This is a genomic window from Oxyplasma meridianum (genome assembly GCF_038024865.1).
In the GTDB taxonomy this organism is placed as follows: domain Archaea; phylum Thermoplasmatota; class Thermoplasmata; order Thermoplasmatales; family Thermoplasmataceae; genus Oxyplasma; species Oxyplasma meridianum.
On record NZ_CP133772.1, the window covers coordinates 1535905 to 1553934 of the forward strand.

Below are 18030 nucleotides of genomic sequence, written 5' to 3' on the forward strand. Positions count from 1 at the left end.
TTCTTTCAGAGTATGCCAAGAAGAAGGATAAGACCCAGAACAAAACCTATAATCCACAGAGTCTCCGGAATAACGAAGAATATGAGGACCTGACCAAATTTCTCAGGCTTTTCGGCTATTATGCCCATTCCTGCAGCACCAATTCCCTGCTGAGCCATACCGGTTCCTATTAAGCCCCCGGCAATGGCTATGGAAGCTGCAACCGCAAGAATAGCAGACACTTCAGTCAATACCATTTAATTTCCACCGAAGGATTATTGAGGGGTGTTATATAAAAGTGATTGATAATCTCTATTTTATCAACCTCAAGTATTAATTTAGATAAATAGTGAAAAATTAATATTTCACAAAATAGTCATGAGTTCATGGATAAGATATGTCCGGGATGTAAAACAAACATGAAAGCGATGGGCAACATGAATTTTAGAGTTGGAGGATATACTGGCATTGGAGGCATGTTCCTGGGAGGATGGAATGAACTTTCGGAAAAGACGCAGACGTTTGCACTATACAAATGCTACCAGTGCGGAAGAATTGATTTCTACGAACCGGAAATTGAAAGCAGCGGAGAAAAGAAACATCACTTTCTCTAATTTTCAAGAGAAGATTCAACAGCCTTGCTGCTGTTTATCCTGCTCTTTCCTGATGGATCCTCTATTATAACCGAAAATGGAGACACCTCACCTTTAAGATTCTTGAGAATTTTTTCCCTTACTTCAAAAAATATTTCTGGATTTTCCTCGTCCTTTCCTATAAAGTCAATTTTTTCAAGAAACTTTTCGAGCACAGCCTCAACGGTGGTTATCTCTCCATATGATTCAAGACCGGGTGATATCTCAGCACCAAATTCCGGGATTAACAGTTTCCCGTTTGCCGACCTGTAGATTATGATTCTAAGGTCCTCACGGTTTTCGATTAAAACAGTTATTTTCTTTGGCTCCTTGCCAACCTGGGACGATAACTTGTTTGATTTATAAAGACAGTTTTTGCAGAAATACGTTTCAATTGAAATCTCTTCTTCGTAGGCTATCTTTGCCTCATAAAAAATGTAGTAAAGATGCTCCCCGCATACGGGACATGGATTCTGGGTTTTTACCTCCATGAGTTCATTCAGATGAATCACCTATCATAGGCAGTAATCCATGACTTAAGAGGTTCTGTTATGAAATATTTTGCCTTTTTCAGATCATTAACGCTTTCAGAACCTGTCAGGAACATTGCAACCTTAAAGTCCCTGATAAGGAATTTTATCTGATCTTCCAGATCCTCCTGAGACTGATCTGCATTTTTTAAAAGTGATCTGGCAAATCCCCCAAGTTCTCCCCCCATAAGTATTACCTTTGCCAGGTCAAGGCCGTTTCTCAGCCCCCCACTTCCAAATACCGGTAAACCCACGCTGCAGTACTTTATTGATGCGGGAGATGGTATCCCCCAGTTCCAAAACGTTTTTCCAGCATTCATTTTTTCTTTGTCGTCAGTTTTCACTGCCCTGAAATATTCAATTGCTGCAAATGATGTTCCTCCCAACCCCCCTACATCAATTGCCTTAACTCCCTTATCTTTAAGCATGAGTGCAGCTTCCCTGGAAAATCCGTTTCCTGTCTCTTTAGCGATGACGGGGTAGCTGCCGGCTATCTCCCCAATACGCTTCAGTATCCCCTTTGCATTTCTGTCTCCTTCGGGTTGCACCATCTCCTGAAGAAAATTAAAATGAATTATGAGAAAGTTTGCTCCAATAAGGTTGAAAAGGTATTCGATATCGCCATCGGAAAATGCCCTTTTTGATTGTGATATCAGTTGTGGAGCACCAATATTGGCCATTTTCATCGGTATCTTTTTTTCTGCCAGCATGGAGTATGTGTCTGCGAGTTCTCTTTTTTCCACGGCTGCCCTCATGCTTCCAACCCCCATGCCGATGCCAAATTTCTCAGCCATGTTTGAGAGATTCTCGTTTATTCTCTTGGCCAGAGGAGTACCACCGGTCATTGAAGAAATTATCAGTGGAAAATTAAGTCTCTTTCCCATTACCTCAACTTGAGTATTTATGCTGTCAAAATCAATTTCCGGAACAGCCTGGTGTATGATGTGTATATCATCCCAGAAGTTATGATCAGCAGTGACATTTTCTTTTTCAGCAATTTTCACATGTTCCTCTTTCCTGTTTTCTATCAAATCAACACCGTCCCTATGAATTCCTTTTTCCCAATGCTTCTAATTCTATCCGGAAAATATCCGTTTAGAAGGAAAACTTCTGATCCCGTTTCCTTTACCTGTTTCATAATCTCATACTTGTGCCCCAATCCACCGGTTACGTCTATAGTATCATTTTCAAAATTTGCCCTCGACTTTACCTCTTTCATAAGTTTTGCATGTTGGTAAAGCTTTGGATTCTTATCAAAAATTCCATCTATATCTGAGATAAATATGACTCTTTCCGGCTTGAAAACTCTGGCTAAATCAAGAACCAGATCGTCTCCAGAATATATGCCAACGTAGTCTGGGGATTTAAAATAGACATCACCGTATGTGACCGGAGTTATATGATTTTCAACAAGCAGCTTGAATATTTCCAAGTTTTTTTTCTCCCCGTTTATAAAGGATGATGGAGATATTGGAAATATGTCATGGTTTTTCTTGTGAAATAACTCCACAAGTTTTTGATCAAGTGACCCCATATCATTGTGTATTATTGCAACCCCTCTCTCATTTTTGCTGTCAACTTGACCTGGAAATCCGTATCTTTTTGCCATTATGTGCCCGAATGAACCCCCACCATGAACAAGTATCAATTCTTCTCCAAGATCAGTTATAACATCAACTATTTTTGTTGTTGTTTCACGCCTGAAAGTCTTGTATCTGGATTTATCGGTAATTACACTGCCTCCCAGCTTAATGATTAACATAAACAATCTTCGAATGCGAGGTTATTTCTGTTAGGGATTAAAACTATCTGCATTTAACCTAGAATTATCATTTGTCTTTTCAAATAACTACTTACAAAAGCAAAAATAATAAATGTAGTAAGCCTAATCCGTTTGCCCTCTTTTGTTAAGGGCCGGTAGATCAGCGGTAGATCGCCTGCTTTGCAAGCAGGAGGCCTCGGGTTCAAATCCCGACCGGTCCATACTGTCCGGACCCCCGGGAAAGTTAACCCATCAAAAAACCCATCTTTTTGGCCTCCTGTATTGCGTCGTCCTGGGTCGGATGCAGATATATCTGTGTGGAGGAGAGATCCTTATTCCCGAGGAGCCTTAAAAGGTAAAAACACTCATCCCCTTCCTGAAGAGAGCTGTAGCATAGATATGCCTTGCCATGTGGGGATTAAACCTCACTTCCGTCTTCATGGCCACGGGGGAACACCTCTTCCTGAAGTAGTTATAGGACATTTTGCCCGATTTGGAATTGAAAAGGTATTCGCAGTCCATCCTTTCCGGATAAAGGAGATATGATTCAATTGCCTCGGGAGGCGGATAGATCTCCCTTTTCTTCAGTCCCTTGCCCGTCACGATGATCCGGTCAGAGAATATGTCGGATTTGTTCAGGTCACAGACCTCCTGAAGTCTTACTCCCGTGCCAAAAAGCAGGTAGAACATGACCTTCTCCTTCTTCTCGGTGGTTTATAATTTTATCACGAATGAATCCTGTTCATGAAAATACCTTAACTCTTTCTGGGCACTTAATTTCAGCCAGCTATTGATGATCTTTATGTATTCATTGGCGGGAAGAATCATCCTCCAGAGATTTATCCCGGTCTCAGGTCTATTGACATAAATCTTCAGGTGAATACAATTTCTATCCTAACGCTCAATAAAAAGATGAAAACCTACAGAACACTGCCTTTGCATCCTGAATTAAAGGAGGCACTTATGCAGTACTTTCTGGAATTTCACATCGACAACAAATCTACAGAACCTCTTTTTCCCGTGAGGAGGCAATCCGTTCCGGGAGCTTTTTTGCAGCTATTTTTCCCGTAATTGTGGTCACCCTGTTCATGGTAAGTTCATCTGCCAATGTAACTTCCAATTATGAGACAGTAACTGCTTCACCACCAAGCATATCTTACGGGCAGCAGGCTTATGGTATGACATTGGCAAATGACATCATGAACCTGCAACATTTGATCCTTTCAAGCTACAACCTTCACAAAGACAGTTCAGCCCCAAATCTGACATCAGGTGCGTTCTCACTGAACTATGGCGGAGGATACCTTGAAAATACTGGAATATATACCATACCTATGCATTCCTGAATGGCTCTTCCAGGCCAGCCGCCGGCATTTTCAGTTCTTATTCCTCCAACGGTACAATCCTGGTAGCAATATTCATCTCAGCGAATACTGAAAGCATATTCAACGCGCTGTCCCAGGATGAGATAATCAACAGTTCAATTATAAAGGCACTGCAATCGGAAAAATATTATAACCTTATTCCCCAGTCTACAATTATTGAAGTTTCACTTGGTAATGTCAGCAGCACTTCACCAGCCCTATACAAGGAAGCCTCGGAAATTTCGTCTTCAATCGGTGGAAGTCCACCTGTTTAATTCCTTGGATTGAATCTTCCATTCTCATCCACTTCAGGATCCAACCTGTATACCTCACTATTTGCATACTCTTTCAAATCCTCACTGTCAAATGTGGGGAAAAAACTGGTGCAGACCTATGGAGAACCATATTTCAGCGGAGGATGATATCCAATTTTCAGCAATGGGATAAAAATGGGACGCTCATTCCGGGGTATGGTGGAAATAGCGTAGAAGCACCCATTCTTATCGCGGGGAGTTCAATTCGTCTGAACTCCCTTCAAGTATGAGTAACTACGCTTCTTTGGCGTATAACGTCAGTCCAGTAACTGGAGCGGTCTCGTTCATGGGTGGACTTTTCCTTCAAGAACATGTGATTCATTCATCTGCAGTCACACATACCATCAGTGCAGCACAGATCTTCGGATATCGTGGGAATTTGTCCTTCGTCGGGAACAGTACAGCTTATGCCCTTTCATTGATGTATCCATGGTCTTCCTCTTTTAATGCTACCCCAAACTACCTGTTGGAACTGTTCTCCAATGACAGGAGTTTTTCTGGCATTGGTTCACCTTCCGCCACAAATTTCAACTCCATTTCGTCGGGCTCCCAGCTTAACCTTTCAAGACTGAGCTTTACGATCATCTGAGCAGAAAACCCACGACTTAAGTCATGCAATGAAATCCTCAGCAACGAATTGATCCGAAAGGACTTCTGTGCGAGGTTGAGAACGTTGCAATCCCTTTGGATAGAGAGTATGTCTCTTCTGATAGTGGCCGTCTAATCTGTTCTCGATCAAAAACCAGAGGAGTAAAAAGACTTAATACGGCTCACCGTATATACGGTTAGATGGTTAAGACAAAAATTACCGTTTCCGTGGAAAAGCAAGTATTAGACAATGCGAAACTGGCTTTATTGAAGAAAAGGAGAACGCTCAGTGCCTACATTGAAAATTCACTCCGATCCCTTTCCACATCTGAGATCCTGAATGACATATGCAAGGAACTTAACCTCGATTGTAGATATATTAGCGGAGAAGATGTGGAAAAAGATAGGCCCGATCTCACTGGAAGAGTATACTCAGAAACCGAAGTAAGGGAGTTGCGAGATGAACGCGACTTACGTCTATCTTGATACCAGCATATTGATCAAAAGGTACGTTAAGGAGGAGAACAGCAACATTGCTGACGCCTACTTTCACCAGGCCCAGCGTGGAGAGGTCGTTGTTTGCATGTCAGAGATCAATCTTGGAGAGGCAGCCGTTGTTTTCGACAAATATTCCAAAAGGATGGGGATAGATGCGGGCAAACAACTCCAGACTATGCTAAGTGAGCTGATCTTACTCGAAAGGTCCTCTTCAGTTGAAATATATCCTGTAAGCAGCAAGATAATAAGGAGAGCAATCAATATTGTTCTTGAAGAACATATATACATTGTAGATGCAATTCAACTGGAAACTTGCATTGAAGTGGGTGATGCCATGTTCTGCTCTGCTGACATAAAACTTAATACAACGGCTAGGAAATTAGGCATAGAAACAGCACTATGAGTGCCTTGAAATGCTTTTCCTTTGTATTTTTGAAGCTTCAGATCCGAAATTAGTACCAATCTCTGATCCAATGGGAGAACAGCAGCTATATTCTTGTTTAAGGGACTTGCAACGGTATCCACCTGAACCCTAACCAGATTGGTCCATTTTGAAGAATCTTCTCCCAATCATGGATAGAATAAATACATTGATCAGACGGGTCTTTGATTTTTCCAGCTTGAGATCGTGTCATCTAAATTTGATCTTAATCTTTAACAGAGCCTTCAGAGCCACAATTTTGGCAGACTATAATTGTCCCAGGGCTGACCAATTCTCCTGGAATCTTTATCCAGCCCTATATTCCACAGGTTTCCGGTCCCATTGGGTCTTCTGAATATTTCTCCCACATTTTCTGCATTTAATATCTGTTTCCATGTTTGTAATTGCTCTTATGAATTTTTAAAGGCATTAAGAGATCTAAAACATCGCAAAGAAAGGCGGGAATAGAAGCATTCTCGTAAAACATTAAGCAAATCACAGTCGGTCCACTAGTTGATTCTAGCAATAAAACCAAAGTCATCTCTACTTGTCAAAACTTGTCGGATTACATAAGAATTGTATATAACGATGCATTATTCTCTTTGTATGTTTTCAAGAAGTGATTTGCTACTTTCTTTCATCTACGCGTGGGGAAAGTCAAAGAAAAACAATGAACCGATCCCATCGGTTACACATTTACAAAAAGAAATTTTCCTCCTCTGCATAAGAACTCCGTTCGCAGAAATGAAAGATGTCTATCGCTTCGAACCTCTCTGGTATGGTCCATTTTCTAAGGAACTTTCCGGTGACCTTACTGATTTACAAGCAAGAGGGGTAATTTCATTTGATGAGTTGAGGCTTACCAGCGAAGGATTTAAAATTGCCTCCTCAGTTTGGAAAGACTTGACAGAATTTGAAAAACAACAAATATTTGACGTCAAAGCTAAATTCAACCATATGAGTTTAACAGAATTGCTCGATACAGTGTATTCAAGATACCCAAAATTCACTAAGAGATCGGCCCTCAAGAAAGAGGTGGTCGATAAGTACTTTGCTGATTTTCTGCAGGAGAATGAAATAACTGAAGAAGATGTTGTTTCTGCCGTCAACATGGCTAAGAAGGCTTTGAGGCAATAAATGAAACTAATAATAGACACCAATGTCGTGATTGCCTATCTGATGTCTGGGTCCACCGATTCCTCAAATTCGAAGGTATGCAATAGAGTGGCAAATGGCTTAGATAAGGCATTTACTTGTGATATACTCTATGGTGAGTTGAAAAGACTTATTGATTTAGATCCGGATGTGATTGAGAAAATTTCACTGAATGGAAAGAAGGAAGGAGATGTATTTCGCGCCTTAGATAATGTTAGACCTGAGTATTTGAACTCAAGACTCGACCCTTACGTTATGAAGCTGAATTTCGTAAAAACCCAGAATCTTATAATAGATTCCTCAGCAATAAAAGATGTGGGAAACGATTGGTATATGATTTCTATTGCCAAATCTGTCAGTATTGACTACATTGTTACCTGGAATACTAAGGACTTTCTCAAGTACGCCGACGGAAATGGCATAGACGTAAAAAGAATATTAGAGCCCCCAAAATACTTAGAATTATTGAAATGAAAGACAACGTTTTCAAAGAATGTCTCGAAACGTTGTTTTTTACTAGGTATGTAATCTCTGTTTTTATGAGTGTTTAGTATTCGCTTAGAACATTAATAAAATACCGACCGGTCCATTTTTTTGCCTCTTAAGAGTTCATTAAGACCTTTCTGAATGTCAGAAAGGTCCATCAGGATGGTGTCTTCACCAATTTCCTTATATTCTCCTCTAAAACCACTCTTGGAAAAAACCGCATAGGTATACTTTATTCCGGGATATTGCTTTCTCAGTGCTCCCGATTTTGCCCTTAAGCCTTGAAAGAGACTCTTAGGCACTGGGCTGTTTGTCCACTTGCACTCAGCGAAAAGCAACTCCCCTCGTGTTTCGGAGTACGCGACAATATCAATCTCCTCAATGTCCATCCCTTTCTTTCCCGTTCCATTCCTGCCCCACCATCTGGAGGCCTGGCTGAAGGATCTGCCCAGGATCCCATCCAACAGTAGCTCTTTCATCAGGTTTTCAAACTGCTCACCTGCGAAAGATGAAAAGGTGTCCATTATGTCACTGAGGACTTCCTCGGTATGAGAGCTCTCTATTTCGCTTTTATGCTGCAATATGTACCTGAACCAGAACTTCAGATATTGATCAGATATCCAGTATAATCTTTTCTTGAATTTATCATTTGATCCGAAAGGCTTTTCAACTGTTATGAGCCCGAGTGCCATAAGTACATCAAGATACTTGGACACCATGCTCTTGTCAAGGCTGGAATAGCTACACATCTCTCCCAGCGTATGGTTTCCGTAGGATATGGATTTTAAAATTAGCATATAGTTCTTTGGTTCCCTGAATTCAGTTCTGAGAAGGAATTCCGCCTCTTCGTAGAGAGGTCCCCCCCTTGAAAGCATGGTTCTTGATACATTTCCCCAGAAGTCCAGATCAGGATCGAGTTTCAGTAGGTATTCTGGTACACCACCAAATACAAAGTATGTTTTACATAGATCTTCAAACCCATAATCTACAAATTCTGCCAGATGCCTGAACTTCAAAGGGCTTAACCGCAACTGGCCGGTTCTTCTCCCATAAAGTGGGCTTTTATAGGAAAGCACTTCATTTTCCATCATACTTATTGATGAACCGGAAAGGATTAACATTACATTCATTTGCCTCAGTATGGTATCATATATTTTCTGGAAAATCGACGGTATAGCCCTGTTTGAATCTATGAGGTAGGGGAATTCGTCTATGGCTATTATGATCTTCGACCTCATTGCCCTTGCTTGAAACGAACTGCTGGAGGATAGTACTGAAAAAAAGGAGTGCCAGTCATCAAAACTAGCCTTAAGGATACTGTCATCGCCCAGAAACTTTGAGATAATAACCTTGAAACTTCTGATGTTTTCTCTGTCTCCCTCAGTTGTTGCAAGAAAATAAACTCCTCTGCCACCTATGAACCTATTGATCAATTCCGTCTTCCCAACCCTTCTTCTACCATAGAGAATGAATAGTGAAGCACCATTGGCAGACCAGATATCTTCGAGAATTTTCATATCTTCGACCCTATTAACAAACTTTTGTTGAGACATAAGTATTATACTTTATTCTCAACTAATATTTATACATATTCAGTTTCTGACATCCAGGCCCCTACTCCGTGCTACAGATTGATTGCGCTCCGAAGTACTATGACAGGATGTGTAAAAATTCTCAACGACAGTTCTTCAAATTCGATACAATGGCTTTTTTTATCAAGCCAAACTCTCATCTGGGATAACCTCTAATCAAATTCCACCAGACATTTTCGGTGAAACAAACTTATGTATTGCACTGCGCATGTGTCTTGCGCGTAAATAGGTTTATCCCCGGAGAGCCCATAAATTCGCAATACCGCATTGATAGTATTATGAATTTCTCAGCGGCCGTTTTGATTTCATCACTGTGTGCAATATAGCTTTCGACTGTTAAGCCGTGCAATGATAGGTGTGCCTTAACTAATAACCTCAATAAGTCAGCAAACCCCCTTATCATCTCTAGATCGAAAAGAATCTCGAGGGTATCAATCAATGATTCTCTGCTGGAAAAATGGAGGAAATATGAATCAATTAATCTGGAAATCAAATCGTTGTAAGATTCTCTTGGATGTATTTTTAATTGTTCAGTCTTTCTTTGAGTTCATTGTCAATCTGTACTGCAGCTACCATAGGTAGCAATAAGTAGCAATAGGCATTATATATTATGGAGATTGGACATTGTCAATTTTAGTTGACAGAGTCCAGATCTGGCCTGCCTGACTGAAATCATGAAATATGATGTTTGCATTGCATGACATGCGATTGCAGAAGGCACCAAAACTGAGTTCAGGGGAGTTTACACCACCCTTTATGACTGCAAATCCATAGACTCTTCTCCTGCATTTATTATTAACAACATACCCATGATGGATATTGAACTGAGGGATCACGAACTCATAAACTTCATGAACCCCTTTTATCCACAATCTCGCCCTCATACTCGTTTAAAATGACTAGATCGATTTTATAACAGTTCTGGACTATTCAGAGGGGGTTGTTCGTTTGTTTCACTACGAGGTAATCAAAAAGGAGAGTGAAGAGATGAAAAATGAAACAGAGACAGATTCAGGGGGAGATATTGAATTGGTGTTGATTTCACCCATCCAGGGGCAAGCGTTTGGCGAGTACTGTGTTGCAGACATTGATAGTTTAATAAATAATATTGCCGTATAGAAACCCATGTCTGTTATAGCTGATGTGAGTTTCACGCGTTTTGGAAAAAGGCCGGAGGGGCTGCTGGATCTGTCAGCGGAATCTGCCCTCCCACTTGTAAGAAGGTACGGGAAGGAGGTTGATTTCATAGTTTTCTCAAATTCATATTCAGGGGAATTCAATGACATGTCCGGGCTCAATAACCTGATTTCAACCAGACTTTCACTGGATGGTATACCTTCCGTAAGGGTGGATAACACCAGCGGAAGTGGAGGGAGTGCCATTATGGTTGCGGATTCGCTGATCAGATCTGGAAATGCCAGCAATGTTCTGGTGATAGGTGCTGAGAAAATGACCGGTTACCCTACAAAGAGATCCACAAGGATCATAGCTTCCCTGCTTCAACCGGAGGAAAGGTCTGCCGGCATATCACTCCCATCCCTGGCTGCATTCATGACCAGATCTTATATGAAGGAGTTTGACGCACCCCGTGAAAGCATTGCCAAGGTTGCAGTGAAGAATCACCATAACGGGTCACTTAACCCATTTGCCCATTTCCAGTCTGAAATTACTCTGGAGGAGGTATTGAACTCCAGGATAATAGCTGACCCTCTGCGGATATTTGAATTCTGCCCTGTAAGTGATGGTGCAGTGTCGCTTCTAATGACCTCGGAAGAGAACAGATCTTCATTCGGCGACCATCATGTTGAAATCCTTGGAGTGGGATGCGCCTCCGGCACCTCCTCTCTGTCGTTCAGGGATTCACTGACCTCCATAGGGAGCGTTAAGAGATCTTCTGAAATGGCTTTCCACAGATCAAAACTTAATCCAGATGATATGGATGTAGTGGAACTGCACGATATGGCTGCAGTGCTTGAGATAATAGAGAGTGAGGATGCAGGCTTTTTCAGAAAGGGGCATGGATGGGAAGCTGTCATGAATGGTGAGACAGAGATCGGAGGAAATAGACCAATAAATACTAGCGGGGGGCTTAACTCCAAGGGGCATCCCATAGGTGCCAGTGGGATTGCCCAGGCAGGGGAAGTATATCTTCAGCTAATTGGAAAGGCTGAAAGGAGGCAGATAAAGGATGCCAATCTGGGATTTTCCTTGAGCATGGCAGGATTTGGAAACAATGCAACAGCAATAGTCTATGGAGGTGCGTCATGAAAATAAACAGTTGCAGGAATTGCGGAATCAGATTCCTTGTTGCCAGATCTATATGTCCCAATTGCGGAAAAGAGGATTTTGAGTCAATTCCTGTGAAAAAAGGAACTGTCCTGGAATCCGTGGAACTGATTGCCTCACCGGAACCGTTCCCTGACAGGTACTACCTGGTGTTGCTGGACGTTGATGGAACAAGGGTTTTCTGCCGTTCGGAGGAAAAGCTGAAAGAGGGATCTGAGGTGAAGATAACCGAAGACAACATGGGCCCAGTCTGCATTATGGCATGAAACTTGCAATTAAAACAGCACCTATCCTTCTTTCATGTCTCGATTCACATCCCTGTTGACAGCATCTCTGTTCATGAGATCAGCTATTTCATCATCAGTGTATCCAAGATCATGAAGAATTTCGGAAGTATTTTCGCCAAGCATTGGAGGGTGCAGCCTCACAGATCCTGGGGTGGAAGACAGCTTGAATGGAGTTCCCAGCGTCGTTATCCTCCCGTATGGTGCCTCCATTTCCACCAGCATTTTCCTATCTCTTATCTGCGGTGCCTTCATGACCTGTTCCACAGTGTTGATGGGCGCTGCAGGAATCCCTGAATTCAGGAGAAGCTGAAAGAGATCCTGAGTCTTGAAAGCAGAAAATGTCCTGTTTATTTCCCCGGCAAGTTTCTCCCGATTCTTTACCCTCTCAACGTTGGTCAAAAACAAGGGGTTTTTAGTCAGATCCTCCCTTCCAATAATTCTGCATAACATCTTCCATAGCTTTTCTGTTCCAACTGCCATTGCTATATATCCATCAGCCGTCTGGAAAACCTGATAAGGGGCTATATTCGAATGAGCAGATCCCAGATGGCGTGGATTTTTTCCTGTGGACAGGTACCCCATGGCCTGATGAGTGAGTATTGAGAAGTTAGCGTCAAGCATGGACATGTCTATGAACTGCCCCTCTCCTGTTGAGTCCCTGTGATGCAGTGCAGCCAGGATAGCTATATCGGAGAAGAGCCCTGCTGTTATGTCTGCTATTGGGACTCCAAACTTGATTGGGGGTCTCTCCTCCTCCGCATTCAAGCTAAGTAGTCCACTGTATGACAGAACAGTCAGGTCATATCCAGGCCATTCACTGCTGGGTCCAGTCTGCCCATAACCAGAAAGGCTGCAGTATATCATCCTGCTGTTGAGTTTTCTCGCTTCCTCATATTGCAGACCGAATTTCTGCATAGTTCCTGGACGGAAATTCTCTATAAGCACATCTGACTTCAATACGAGTTTTTTGAGTATTTCCTGCCCATCATAACCCTTCAGATCAATGGCTATGCTTTTCTTGTTCCTGTTTGCACTGAGATAATAAGATGACATTTTGTCCATATAAGGAGGTGCCCATGCCCTTGTCTGGTCACCTGTGAGTGGCTCTACCTTTATGATCTCTGCACCAAGGTCGCCAAGAGTCATTGTAGCCATGGGTCCAGCCATTGCCTGAGTCAGGTCAAGGACCTTTATTCCTTGAAGGGGTCCCCTTGTTTCCATATGTGGAAAATTGAGGATCAGTTAAAAATGATCCGATTCCTTTCACTCCCATGAGAATGTTAGAATATTAACTGAATATTTTTTGAAATAATATGGTTCAGCTCTTAGAATAATACTGCGTATGTTTACCTTCCAAATTCATCGGAAAGAAAAGTTATTAGGTCTTATTCCGAAAGAGAAGTTAGTGGATGCCTGCTGAAGATTTACCCTCCAGATAGGAATATCCTGAAATAATCTAAGATATTTTACGGTATTCGGATTGTTGACATGTGCAGGAATTGACTGGACCTAGCCCAATGGAAATGGGTTAAAGAATTGCCCATAAGGATCTGGTGAAAAAAGCGCTCAGCGTAATTATAAGAAACTCAACAATTGGTAGAACGCTTATTATTGAGGAATAGATAATCAGAATTATTTTTAGAGACCGTTTTCTCATAGCCGCAGATGAAAGCCCTTCCCCTGTATTGTTGCATAACTTTTTCTAGAGACATTTGTCTGGATAACCATAGTTACAAAATTAATTATGAAGATCACAATCTTCACCAACAGGGCAGAGGTACATCCATCATAAGGAACTTGGATCAAGAGTACTTTTGTTCGTGAGAGAAAACAGAGATGATTCTGCTGGAACGGTGCCCTATACCTATCTGGGTCCTGTGGATTACGTCAGCCATGAAGGGAGCAACCCAATTAGTATAGTCTGGAGGCTTCAGAATCCAATCCCTGCCAAGTATCTTGAAATAACAAATAAAACCATCCCTGCCTGATCCAGGGATCAGTAGAAATCTCATTCTAAAGCTATCGTTGACTTCAGGTGGCTTTCATGCCGGTAACTCCGGCTTTAGTTTTCTGATATCTCCTGCCCACAGATGTGCCCTGCAGACAATTATCTCCTTTTCATTGATATATAAAGTTGAAGTGGTGAGTGCAGTTTTGAGAAAAGAAACTTTCTCAATTTTGTCCAATTCAAGAGAGAAGGAATTTTTCTTCCTTGATGTGAAATAAAGTCCATTGTCGGTTAGCTTTAGTGTCCCCTTTATGCCTTCATAAAGTGCGATGTCCATTCTAATGCTGCTGTTCTGCAAGTTTCTCCTCCTCCACCAGATTTACTGATTTTCCTGCTCTTGCTGCAACATCAGGTTTTAGCTTTACCGTCCTGACAGCATAGAATACTGCAAAGCCAAGGTAACCTAAAGATGCAATAATTGCCTCTGTTATGGGAAAAATCGGCGGATATAGTGATTCGTACAGAACCCATATAAATATAACAGTGGCCAGTATGGGCAGTACGTAATGTTCTGCTATGTGAACAAATATAAAGATACCGTTGTGTTTTTCCTTAAGTCTGTAAAATAGAGTCATTACGCTTGTGTTAAGGAGTATGTGAGTTATAATAAGACCAAAAAATGCCAATGTTGTCAGAAAATCAAAGGTACTGGCAAGTGTGGTTGATACATTAATGTTTGTGGATTTATCAGAAAGGATTGTAATGAATGATCTGCCCAGCAACCCATTTATCAGTATAGTTCCTCCAATTGCAATGGCAGAAGACATGATTCCAATGAAAATAAGTGCCTTGTGAGGAGTTACATATTTTTCATGCAGTTCTGCAAAATAGTGTGGCAAAACTCCATCTCTTCCCATTGCAAAATAGACTCTGCCTGCATTGGACTGCATTGCCACTGAATCTGAGAATGCAGAATTGAAAGCCACCATGGAGAGCATAACTCCTCCAACCACCCCGGTATATGCCGTTGCAACGATAATGCCGGGAATGTTTGCTGTGGCGAAAGAACTCATCAGGGAAACTCCCCAGCCCACCGTTAGAGCATATGCGACTTCGGTGAGCACTATTCCAACTATGATAAGACCGAACACAAGACTCTTTGTTATTGCCCTGCTGTTAACGGCTTCCTCTCCAAGCGGTGCTGAACCCCCATAACCGATGAAACTTGTTAAGCCAAATATCATACCCAGACCGAGACCACTCAATGGACCTCCCACGGAGTCAAAAAGTTTTGATTTTATGAATGGGTTGAAAACTGCCAGAGTGTTGTCCTTTGCCTCAATTATAATTATTGCAGAGAGAACTGCAAGAAATATGACTTCAAAGAAGGCAGCTATGCGGATATACTTCATCTGCGGCCTGATGCCAAAAATGGCCAGCGTTATCGGAGCAAGGATAAACACCAGTATAAGTGGTATCCATATCCATCCAGGAAGTGAAATATTCAGGAAGTATTCCAGAACTCCCGGCAGAACAATACCACCCACATAAACAGGTATGGCCGCTGTACTTGCTATCTGATACATAACATATAGCAGACCTGAGGTTATTGCCGGAGTGGGCCCGAATGCTGTCCCTATGTATCCATAATATCCCCCTGCGCTGGCATGCCTTTTTGATAAATGGTAGAGTGTGTTGACTTCAAGGAACATTGTGAGGGTTGCTATGAGGAAGGCAAGTGGGGTGAGAAAGAATGCAAACGCTGCCGCAGATGTCATGAAGGCCACTGTATCACATGCTGGAGCCATTGCAGATATTTCCTCTGCTATTGCACTCCACACTCCAACCTCTGATCTTCTAAGTCTTGTGCTTTTAGGCGTGTTGTCCATTATTGATTCCCCTTACTATGATAATAACTTCGTTAGTATTATACTAACATATATAAAATTTGGTGCGAAGCTGATTTAAAATGGAGAATGGACTTATAAAATGAAATTCTGAAAAATAGCAATCTGGATTTTAAAAATAAATGTAAATAAAATTTTATTCTATGAAAATTTAGAGTTGGTTTATTTCTTCAGGACTGCTTTAGTGGTTTGGCTGATGTGAATTCCTTTTCCTGCAATTCGGTCTCACCTGATATCTTCTCCAGATCAATTCTTTTGGGTTCTGGAAGAAGAAGTACTGTAAATACAAGACCCAAGGCAGATAATCCTGCAAGTATCAGGAACAGTCCAGATTCACCTATTGAGGAACCAAGTATTATGACGTTAAGGAAGGTTCCAATGAATGCCCCTATTTTCCCACCTGCAGCTGATGCACCTGCACCTATTCCTCTTATCTTTGTTGGAAAGACTTCCGGAGGATAGATAAAAGTTGTAACATTTGGCCCGAACTCTATGAAGAAGTAACTCAATCCATATACCAGGAGAAACTCAACAACGTAGGTTGAAGAAAGCAGCTGATGGAATATGCCAAGTACAGCGAAGCTTGCTGCCATTGCTGTGAAACCTATGACCTGTATTGTTTTTCTTCCAATCCTGTCTATTGTGAATGTTGCTATCCAGTAGCCAGGCAGTGCTGCAAATCCAAAGACCATGGCTGAGTAGATGGTTGTCCTTATGAGATGGTTCAATCCAACTACTGACGAAGGGACTAGAACAGAGAGCATCTGGCTGGACATTATCGAGTTGCCATAAAGTGCCCAGTCCATCAGGAACCAGCTTCCTGCAGTTCCCAGAAGTGTAAGAAGGAATTTCTTCTGTGTTATAATGCTGGTCCAGGGTTGTTTTATTACACGGTTGTCTGTCGAAGCATCCGCTGTTATACCAGTATATTCCTTCCAGTTCTTCCTTGCAGATTCAGCATCTCCCTTTACGTTAAGAGAATACCTGGGTGTTTCCGGCATCTTTCTTCTTGAATATATAACAAACATTGCAGGTATTGCGCCAAATGCCAGAAGAAGTTTCCAGACAATTCCAAGGCTTATTCCAGAGTAGACCAGGCCCAGCGTAATGAGAGGTCCAGCCAGAAGACCTAGTGACTGCATTGAAAATACCATTCCAATAAGTTTCCCCCTGTTTCTTGTATTGGAATATTCTGCCATTATTGTTGAACTGGTTGCGTAATCTCCACCTATACCTATTCCCAGCAGAAATCTCCAGGCTATCAGAACATAAACTCCGTTTACAGGGGTTAGAAATGCGCTTCCAAGTGCTCCAGCTACAAGTAATACAAGCTCCAATCCATATATGGCCTTTCTTCCAAGTTTATCAAGCAGCCTGCCAAAAACAAGTGCTCCAATAACTGCCGATAGAAGTGCGGTTGAATCCAGTAGCGATGTCTCTATGGCTGAAAGTGAATTCCAACCCGATAGTACCAGTAAACTGGTAACTACCCCTATGATAAAGAGATCATATGCATCCGTAAAAAACCCAAGACCGGATATGATCCAGGTTTTATAGTGATACCCGCTCAAACCCGCATTATCTACCGAACTGATCAAATCTACATTTTTTTCCGTACTCATTTCGATCAATAGATTTGATCTGATTTAAAATATATTATCACTATATGTTACATAGTTGTATATATTATATATAGTTTCATTTCACTGTATTCTTATGAGGCCAAACCCAAATCCTGTGGCCGCATCCTTCCCGTTGATCAGGACTATTTTAACAATATATACGGTAGGATGAGACTGATTGGTGGTAATAGCCATTTTGGAGACTACGGTGCTGTTGAAATAGAGGTGAATGGTCATTGGAGTCGTTGAATTGGTTGCGTTTGTTATTTTCATATAATTATCAGGATACAGAGTTGTGTTAAATTCAGTTATATTAAGAGCGTTAAGAGGACTTGTTGTATTGTTGCTCAATGGATCTATGTCGTAAACATATACAACAGGAGAATTCGACTGAAGTGTGAAATTTATGCTAAGTCCTTTACTTTCATTTGAGATGCAATAGTAGGATTTTGTATTATTGACAACTTTAATATAACCACCAAGGGCGGATCCGCTGAGGTTTGCATCCGCTGAAGATTTTTCTATTGTTACATATGCCATGGTACCGAAAGCAACCAGAATAATGACGGCAAATAGAACCGATAATTTACCGGATATCATTTTATCGTTCTGCTATTGCAGCCTAATATAAAATGGTTATTAATAACTAAGTAATTAAC

Annotated in this window: 21 protein-coding genes, 1 tRNA gene and 2 pseudogenes; 12 read left to right on the forward strand and 12 right to left on the reverse strand. The window is 41.5% G+C overall.

Going from position 1 to position 18030, the window contains the following annotated elements; genetic code table 11:
• Positions 1-5: 5 nt before the first annotated feature.
• Positions 6-236 carry an ATPase gene (locus OXIME_RS07955; protein WP_393971307.1) on the reverse strand — a complete coding sequence of 77 codons (231 nt, stop codon included), beginning with the start codon at positions 234-236 and terminating at the stop codon, positions 6-8.
• A gap of 129 nt (positions 237-365) precedes the next feature.
• Between OXIME_RS07955 and OXIME_RS07960 the strand changes: the two genes are divergently transcribed.
• Positions 366-593 carry a nucleotide-binding protein gene (locus tag OXIME_RS07960; RefSeq protein ID WP_393971308.1) on the forward strand — a complete coding sequence of 76 codons (228 nt, stop codon included), beginning with the start codon at positions 366-368 and terminating at the stop codon, positions 591-593.
• Here OXIME_RS07960 and OXIME_RS07965 read toward each other — a convergent pair.
• The 3 genes from OXIME_RS07965 to OXIME_RS07975 are packed head-to-tail and all read right to left on the reverse strand — an operon-like array spanning position 590 to position 2903.
• On the reverse strand, positions 590-1123 hold the full coding sequence (locus OXIME_RS07965) for a ZPR1 zinc finger domain-containing protein (RefSeq protein WP_393971309.1): 534 nt from the start codon (positions 1121-1123) through the stop codon (positions 590-592). The genes OXIME_RS07960 and OXIME_RS07965 overlap by 4 nt on opposite strands.
• Positions 1120-2172 carry a type 2 isopentenyl-diphosphate Delta-isomerase gene (gene fni, locus OXIME_RS07970; protein ID WP_393971310.1) on the reverse strand — a complete coding sequence of 351 codons (1053 nt, stop codon included), beginning with the start codon at positions 2170-2172 and terminating at the stop codon, positions 1120-1122. The genes OXIME_RS07965 and fni overlap by 4 nt, the downstream gene beginning before the upstream one ends.
• Positions 2169-2903: an isopentenyl phosphate kinase gene (locus OXIME_RS07975; protein WP_393971311.1), complete on the reverse strand. Its 735-nt coding sequence runs from the start codon at positions 2901-2903 to the stop codon at positions 2169-2171. Before OXIME_RS07975 ends, fni begins: the two co-directional genes overlap by 4 nt.
• A 149-nt stretch (positions 2904-3052) precedes the next feature.
• On the opposite strand from OXIME_RS07975, the gene OXIME_RS07980 reads away from it, so the two are divergent.
• Positions 3053-3124 (forward strand) — tRNA-Ala (locus OXIME_RS07980).
• A 127-nt stretch (positions 3125-3251) separates the two neighbouring features.
• Here OXIME_RS07980 and OXIME_RS07985 read toward each other — a convergent pair.
• Positions 3252-3596, reverse strand: a pseudogene (locus OXIME_RS07985) (tyrosine-type recombinase/integrase); the annotation flags it as partial.
• A 395-nt stretch (positions 3597-3991) separates the two neighbouring features.
• Between OXIME_RS07985 and OXIME_RS07990 the strand changes: the two are divergent.
• From OXIME_RS07990 to OXIME_RS08015, 6 genes are all read left to right on the forward strand, one after another.
• A complete protein-coding gene (locus OXIME_RS07990) occupies positions 3992-4249 on the forward strand; it encodes a hypothetical protein (protein ID WP_393971312.1) in 258 nt (85 codons plus the stop codon).
• A 558-nt stretch (positions 4250-4807) separates the two neighbouring features.
• On the forward strand, positions 4808-5170 hold the full coding sequence (locus tag OXIME_RS07995) for a hypothetical protein (RefSeq protein WP_393971313.1): 363 nt from the start codon (positions 4808-4810) through the stop codon (positions 5168-5170).
• A 200-nt stretch (positions 5171-5370) separates the two neighbouring features.
• The gene (locus OXIME_RS08000; RefSeq protein WP_393971314.1) at positions 5371-5655 is read left to right on the forward strand and encodes a hypothetical protein; all 285 of its coding nucleotides are present in this window, start codon (positions 5371-5373) and stop codon (positions 5653-5655) included.
• Entirely contained in the window at positions 5630-6070 is a 441-nt protein-coding gene (locus OXIME_RS08005) for a type II toxin-antitoxin system VapC family toxin (protein WP_393971315.1), read from the forward strand. The genes OXIME_RS08000 and OXIME_RS08005 overlap by 26 nt, the downstream gene beginning before the upstream one ends.
• A gap of 624 nt (positions 6071-6694) precedes the next feature.
• Positions 6695-7225, forward strand: a complete 531-nt coding sequence (locus tag OXIME_RS08010) for a hypothetical protein (protein WP_393971316.1) — start codon at positions 6695-6697, stop codon at positions 7223-7225.
• Positions 7226-7717, forward strand: coding sequence for a hypothetical protein (locus OXIME_RS08015; protein WP_393971317.1), 492 nt, complete (start codon positions 7226-7228; stop codon positions 7715-7717). It abuts the gene before it with no gap.
• 92 nt (positions 7718-7809) lie between these two features.
• Here the strand turns inward: OXIME_RS08015 and OXIME_RS08020 are convergent, their stop codons facing one another.
• Positions 7810-9282: an ATP-binding protein gene (locus OXIME_RS08020; protein WP_393971318.1), complete on the reverse strand. Its 1473-nt coding sequence runs from the start codon at positions 9280-9282 to the stop codon at positions 7810-7812.
• Positions 9283-9929: 647 nt separating this feature from the next.
• Positions 9930-10205: a hypothetical protein gene (locus OXIME_RS08025; RefSeq protein ID WP_393971319.1), complete on the reverse strand. Its 276-nt coding sequence runs from the start codon at positions 10203-10205 to the stop codon at positions 9930-9932.
• Between the two features lie 64 nt (positions 10206-10269).
• On the opposite strand from OXIME_RS08025, the gene OXIME_RS08030 reads away from it, so the two are divergent.
• The 3 genes from OXIME_RS08030 to OXIME_RS08040 are packed head-to-tail and all read left to right on the forward strand — an operon-like array spanning position 10270 to position 11873.
• Complete coding sequence (locus tag OXIME_RS08030) at positions 10270-10440, forward strand: hypothetical protein (RefSeq protein WP_393971320.1); 171 nt, start codon at positions 10270-10272, stop codon at positions 10438-10440.
• A 6-nt stretch (positions 10441-10446) separates the two neighbouring features.
• Positions 10447-11589 carry a thiolase family protein gene (locus OXIME_RS08035; protein ID WP_393971321.1) on the forward strand — a complete coding sequence of 381 codons (1143 nt, stop codon included), beginning with the start codon at positions 10447-10449 and terminating at the stop codon, positions 11587-11589.
• Entirely contained in the window at positions 11586-11873 is a 288-nt protein-coding gene (locus OXIME_RS08040) for a hypothetical protein (protein WP_393971322.1), read from the forward strand. The genes OXIME_RS08035 and OXIME_RS08040 overlap by 4 nt, the downstream gene beginning before the upstream one ends.
• Positions 11874-11894: 21 nt before the next feature.
• Here OXIME_RS08040 and OXIME_RS08045 read toward each other — a convergent pair whose 3' ends face one another.
• Positions 11895-13115, reverse strand: coding sequence for a CaiB/BaiF CoA transferase family protein (locus OXIME_RS08045; RefSeq protein ID WP_393971323.1), 1221 nt, complete (start codon positions 13113-13115; stop codon positions 11895-11897).
• 530 nt (positions 13116-13645) lie between these two features.
• Between OXIME_RS08045 and OXIME_RS08050 the strand changes: the two are divergent.
• Positions 13646-13882: pseudogene (locus tag OXIME_RS08050) on the forward strand (DUF3427 domain-containing protein); the annotation flags it as partial.
• Positions 13883-13936: 54 nt separating this feature from the next.
• On the opposite strand, the gene OXIME_RS08055 reads toward OXIME_RS08050, so the two are convergent.
• The 4 genes from OXIME_RS08055 to OXIME_RS08070 form a co-directional block, all read right to left on the reverse strand.
• Positions 13937-14200 (reverse strand): hypothetical protein, encoded by a 264-nt coding sequence (locus OXIME_RS08055; RefSeq protein ID WP_393971324.1) that lies wholly within the window; start codon positions 14198-14200, stop codon positions 13937-13939.
• Entirely contained in the window at positions 14181-15731 is a 1551-nt protein-coding gene (locus OXIME_RS08060; protein ID WP_393971325.1) for an APC family permease, read from the reverse strand. The genes OXIME_RS08055 and OXIME_RS08060 overlap by 20 nt, the downstream gene beginning before the upstream one ends.
• 188 nt (positions 15732-15919) lie before the next feature.
• A complete protein-coding gene (locus OXIME_RS08065) occupies positions 15920-17371 on the reverse strand; it encodes an MFS transporter (protein WP_393971326.1) in 1452 nt (483 codons plus the stop codon).
• 81 nt (positions 17372-17452) lie between these two features.
• Positions 17453-17971, reverse strand: a complete 519-nt coding sequence (locus OXIME_RS08070; RefSeq protein ID WP_393971327.1) for a hypothetical protein — start codon at positions 17969-17971, stop codon at positions 17453-17455.
• Between the last annotated feature and the right edge of the window lie 59 nt (positions 17972-18030).

Bases quoted from the DNA above. Each gene is read 5' to 3' on its own strand.
- OXIME_RS07955 (WP_393971307.1), bottom strand. From the start codon at position 236: ATGGTATTGACTGAAGTGTCTGCTATTCTTGCGGTTGCAGCTTCCATA.
- OXIME_RS07960 (WP_393971308.1), top strand. From the start codon at position 366: ATGGATAAGATATGTCCGGGATGTAAAACAAACATGAAAGCGATGGGC.
- OXIME_RS07975 (WP_393971311.1), bottom strand. From the start codon at position 2,903: ATGTTAATCATTAAGCTGGGAGGCAGTGTAATTACCGATAAATCCAGA.
- OXIME_RS07990 (WP_393971312.1), top strand. From the start codon at position 3,992: ATGGTAAGTTCATCTGCCAATGTAACTTCCAATTATGAGACAGTAACT.
- OXIME_RS07995 (WP_393971313.1), top strand. From the start codon at position 4,808: ATGAGTAACTACGCTTCTTTGGCGTATAACGTCAGTCCAGTAACTGGA.
- OXIME_RS08000 (WP_393971314.1), top strand. From the start codon at position 5,371: ATGGTTAAGACAAAAATTACCGTTTCCGTGGAAAAGCAAGTATTAGAC.
- OXIME_RS08005 (WP_393971315.1), top strand. From the start codon at position 5,630: ATGAACGCGACTTACGTCTATCTTGATACCAGCATATTGATCAAAAGG.
- OXIME_RS08010 (WP_393971316.1), top strand. From the start codon at position 6,695: ATGTTTTCAAGAAGTGATTTGCTACTTTCTTTCATCTACGCGTGGGGA.
- OXIME_RS08015 (WP_393971317.1), top strand. From the start codon at position 7,226: ATGAAACTAATAATAGACACCAATGTCGTGATTGCCTATCTGATGTCT.
- OXIME_RS08020 (WP_393971318.1), bottom strand. From the start codon at position 9,282: ATGTCTCAACAAAAGTTTGTTAATAGGGTCGAAGATATGAAAATTCTC.
- OXIME_RS08025 (WP_393971319.1), bottom strand. From the start codon at position 10,205: ATGAGGGCGAGATTGTGGATAAAAGGGGTTCATGAAGTTTATGAGTTC.
- OXIME_RS08035 (WP_393971321.1), top strand. From the start codon at position 10,447: ATGTCTGTTATAGCTGATGTGAGTTTCACGCGTTTTGGAAAAAGGCCG.
- OXIME_RS08040 (WP_393971322.1), top strand. From the start codon at position 11,586: ATGAAAATAAACAGTTGCAGGAATTGCGGAATCAGATTCCTTGTTGCC.
- OXIME_RS08045 (WP_393971323.1), bottom strand. From the start codon at position 13,115: ATGGAAACAAGGGGACCCCTTCAAGGAATAAAGGTCCTTGACCTGACT.
- OXIME_RS08060 (WP_393971325.1), bottom strand. From the start codon at position 15,731: ATGGACAACACGCCTAAAAGCACAAGACTTAGAAGATCAGAGGTTGGA.
- OXIME_RS08065 (WP_393971326.1), bottom strand. From the start codon at position 17,371: ATGAGTACGGAAAAAAATGTAGATTTGATCAGTTCGGTAGATAATGCG.
- OXIME_RS08070 (WP_393971327.1), bottom strand. From the start codon at position 17,971: ATGATATCCGGTAAATTATCGGTTCTATTTGCCGTCATTATTCTGGTT.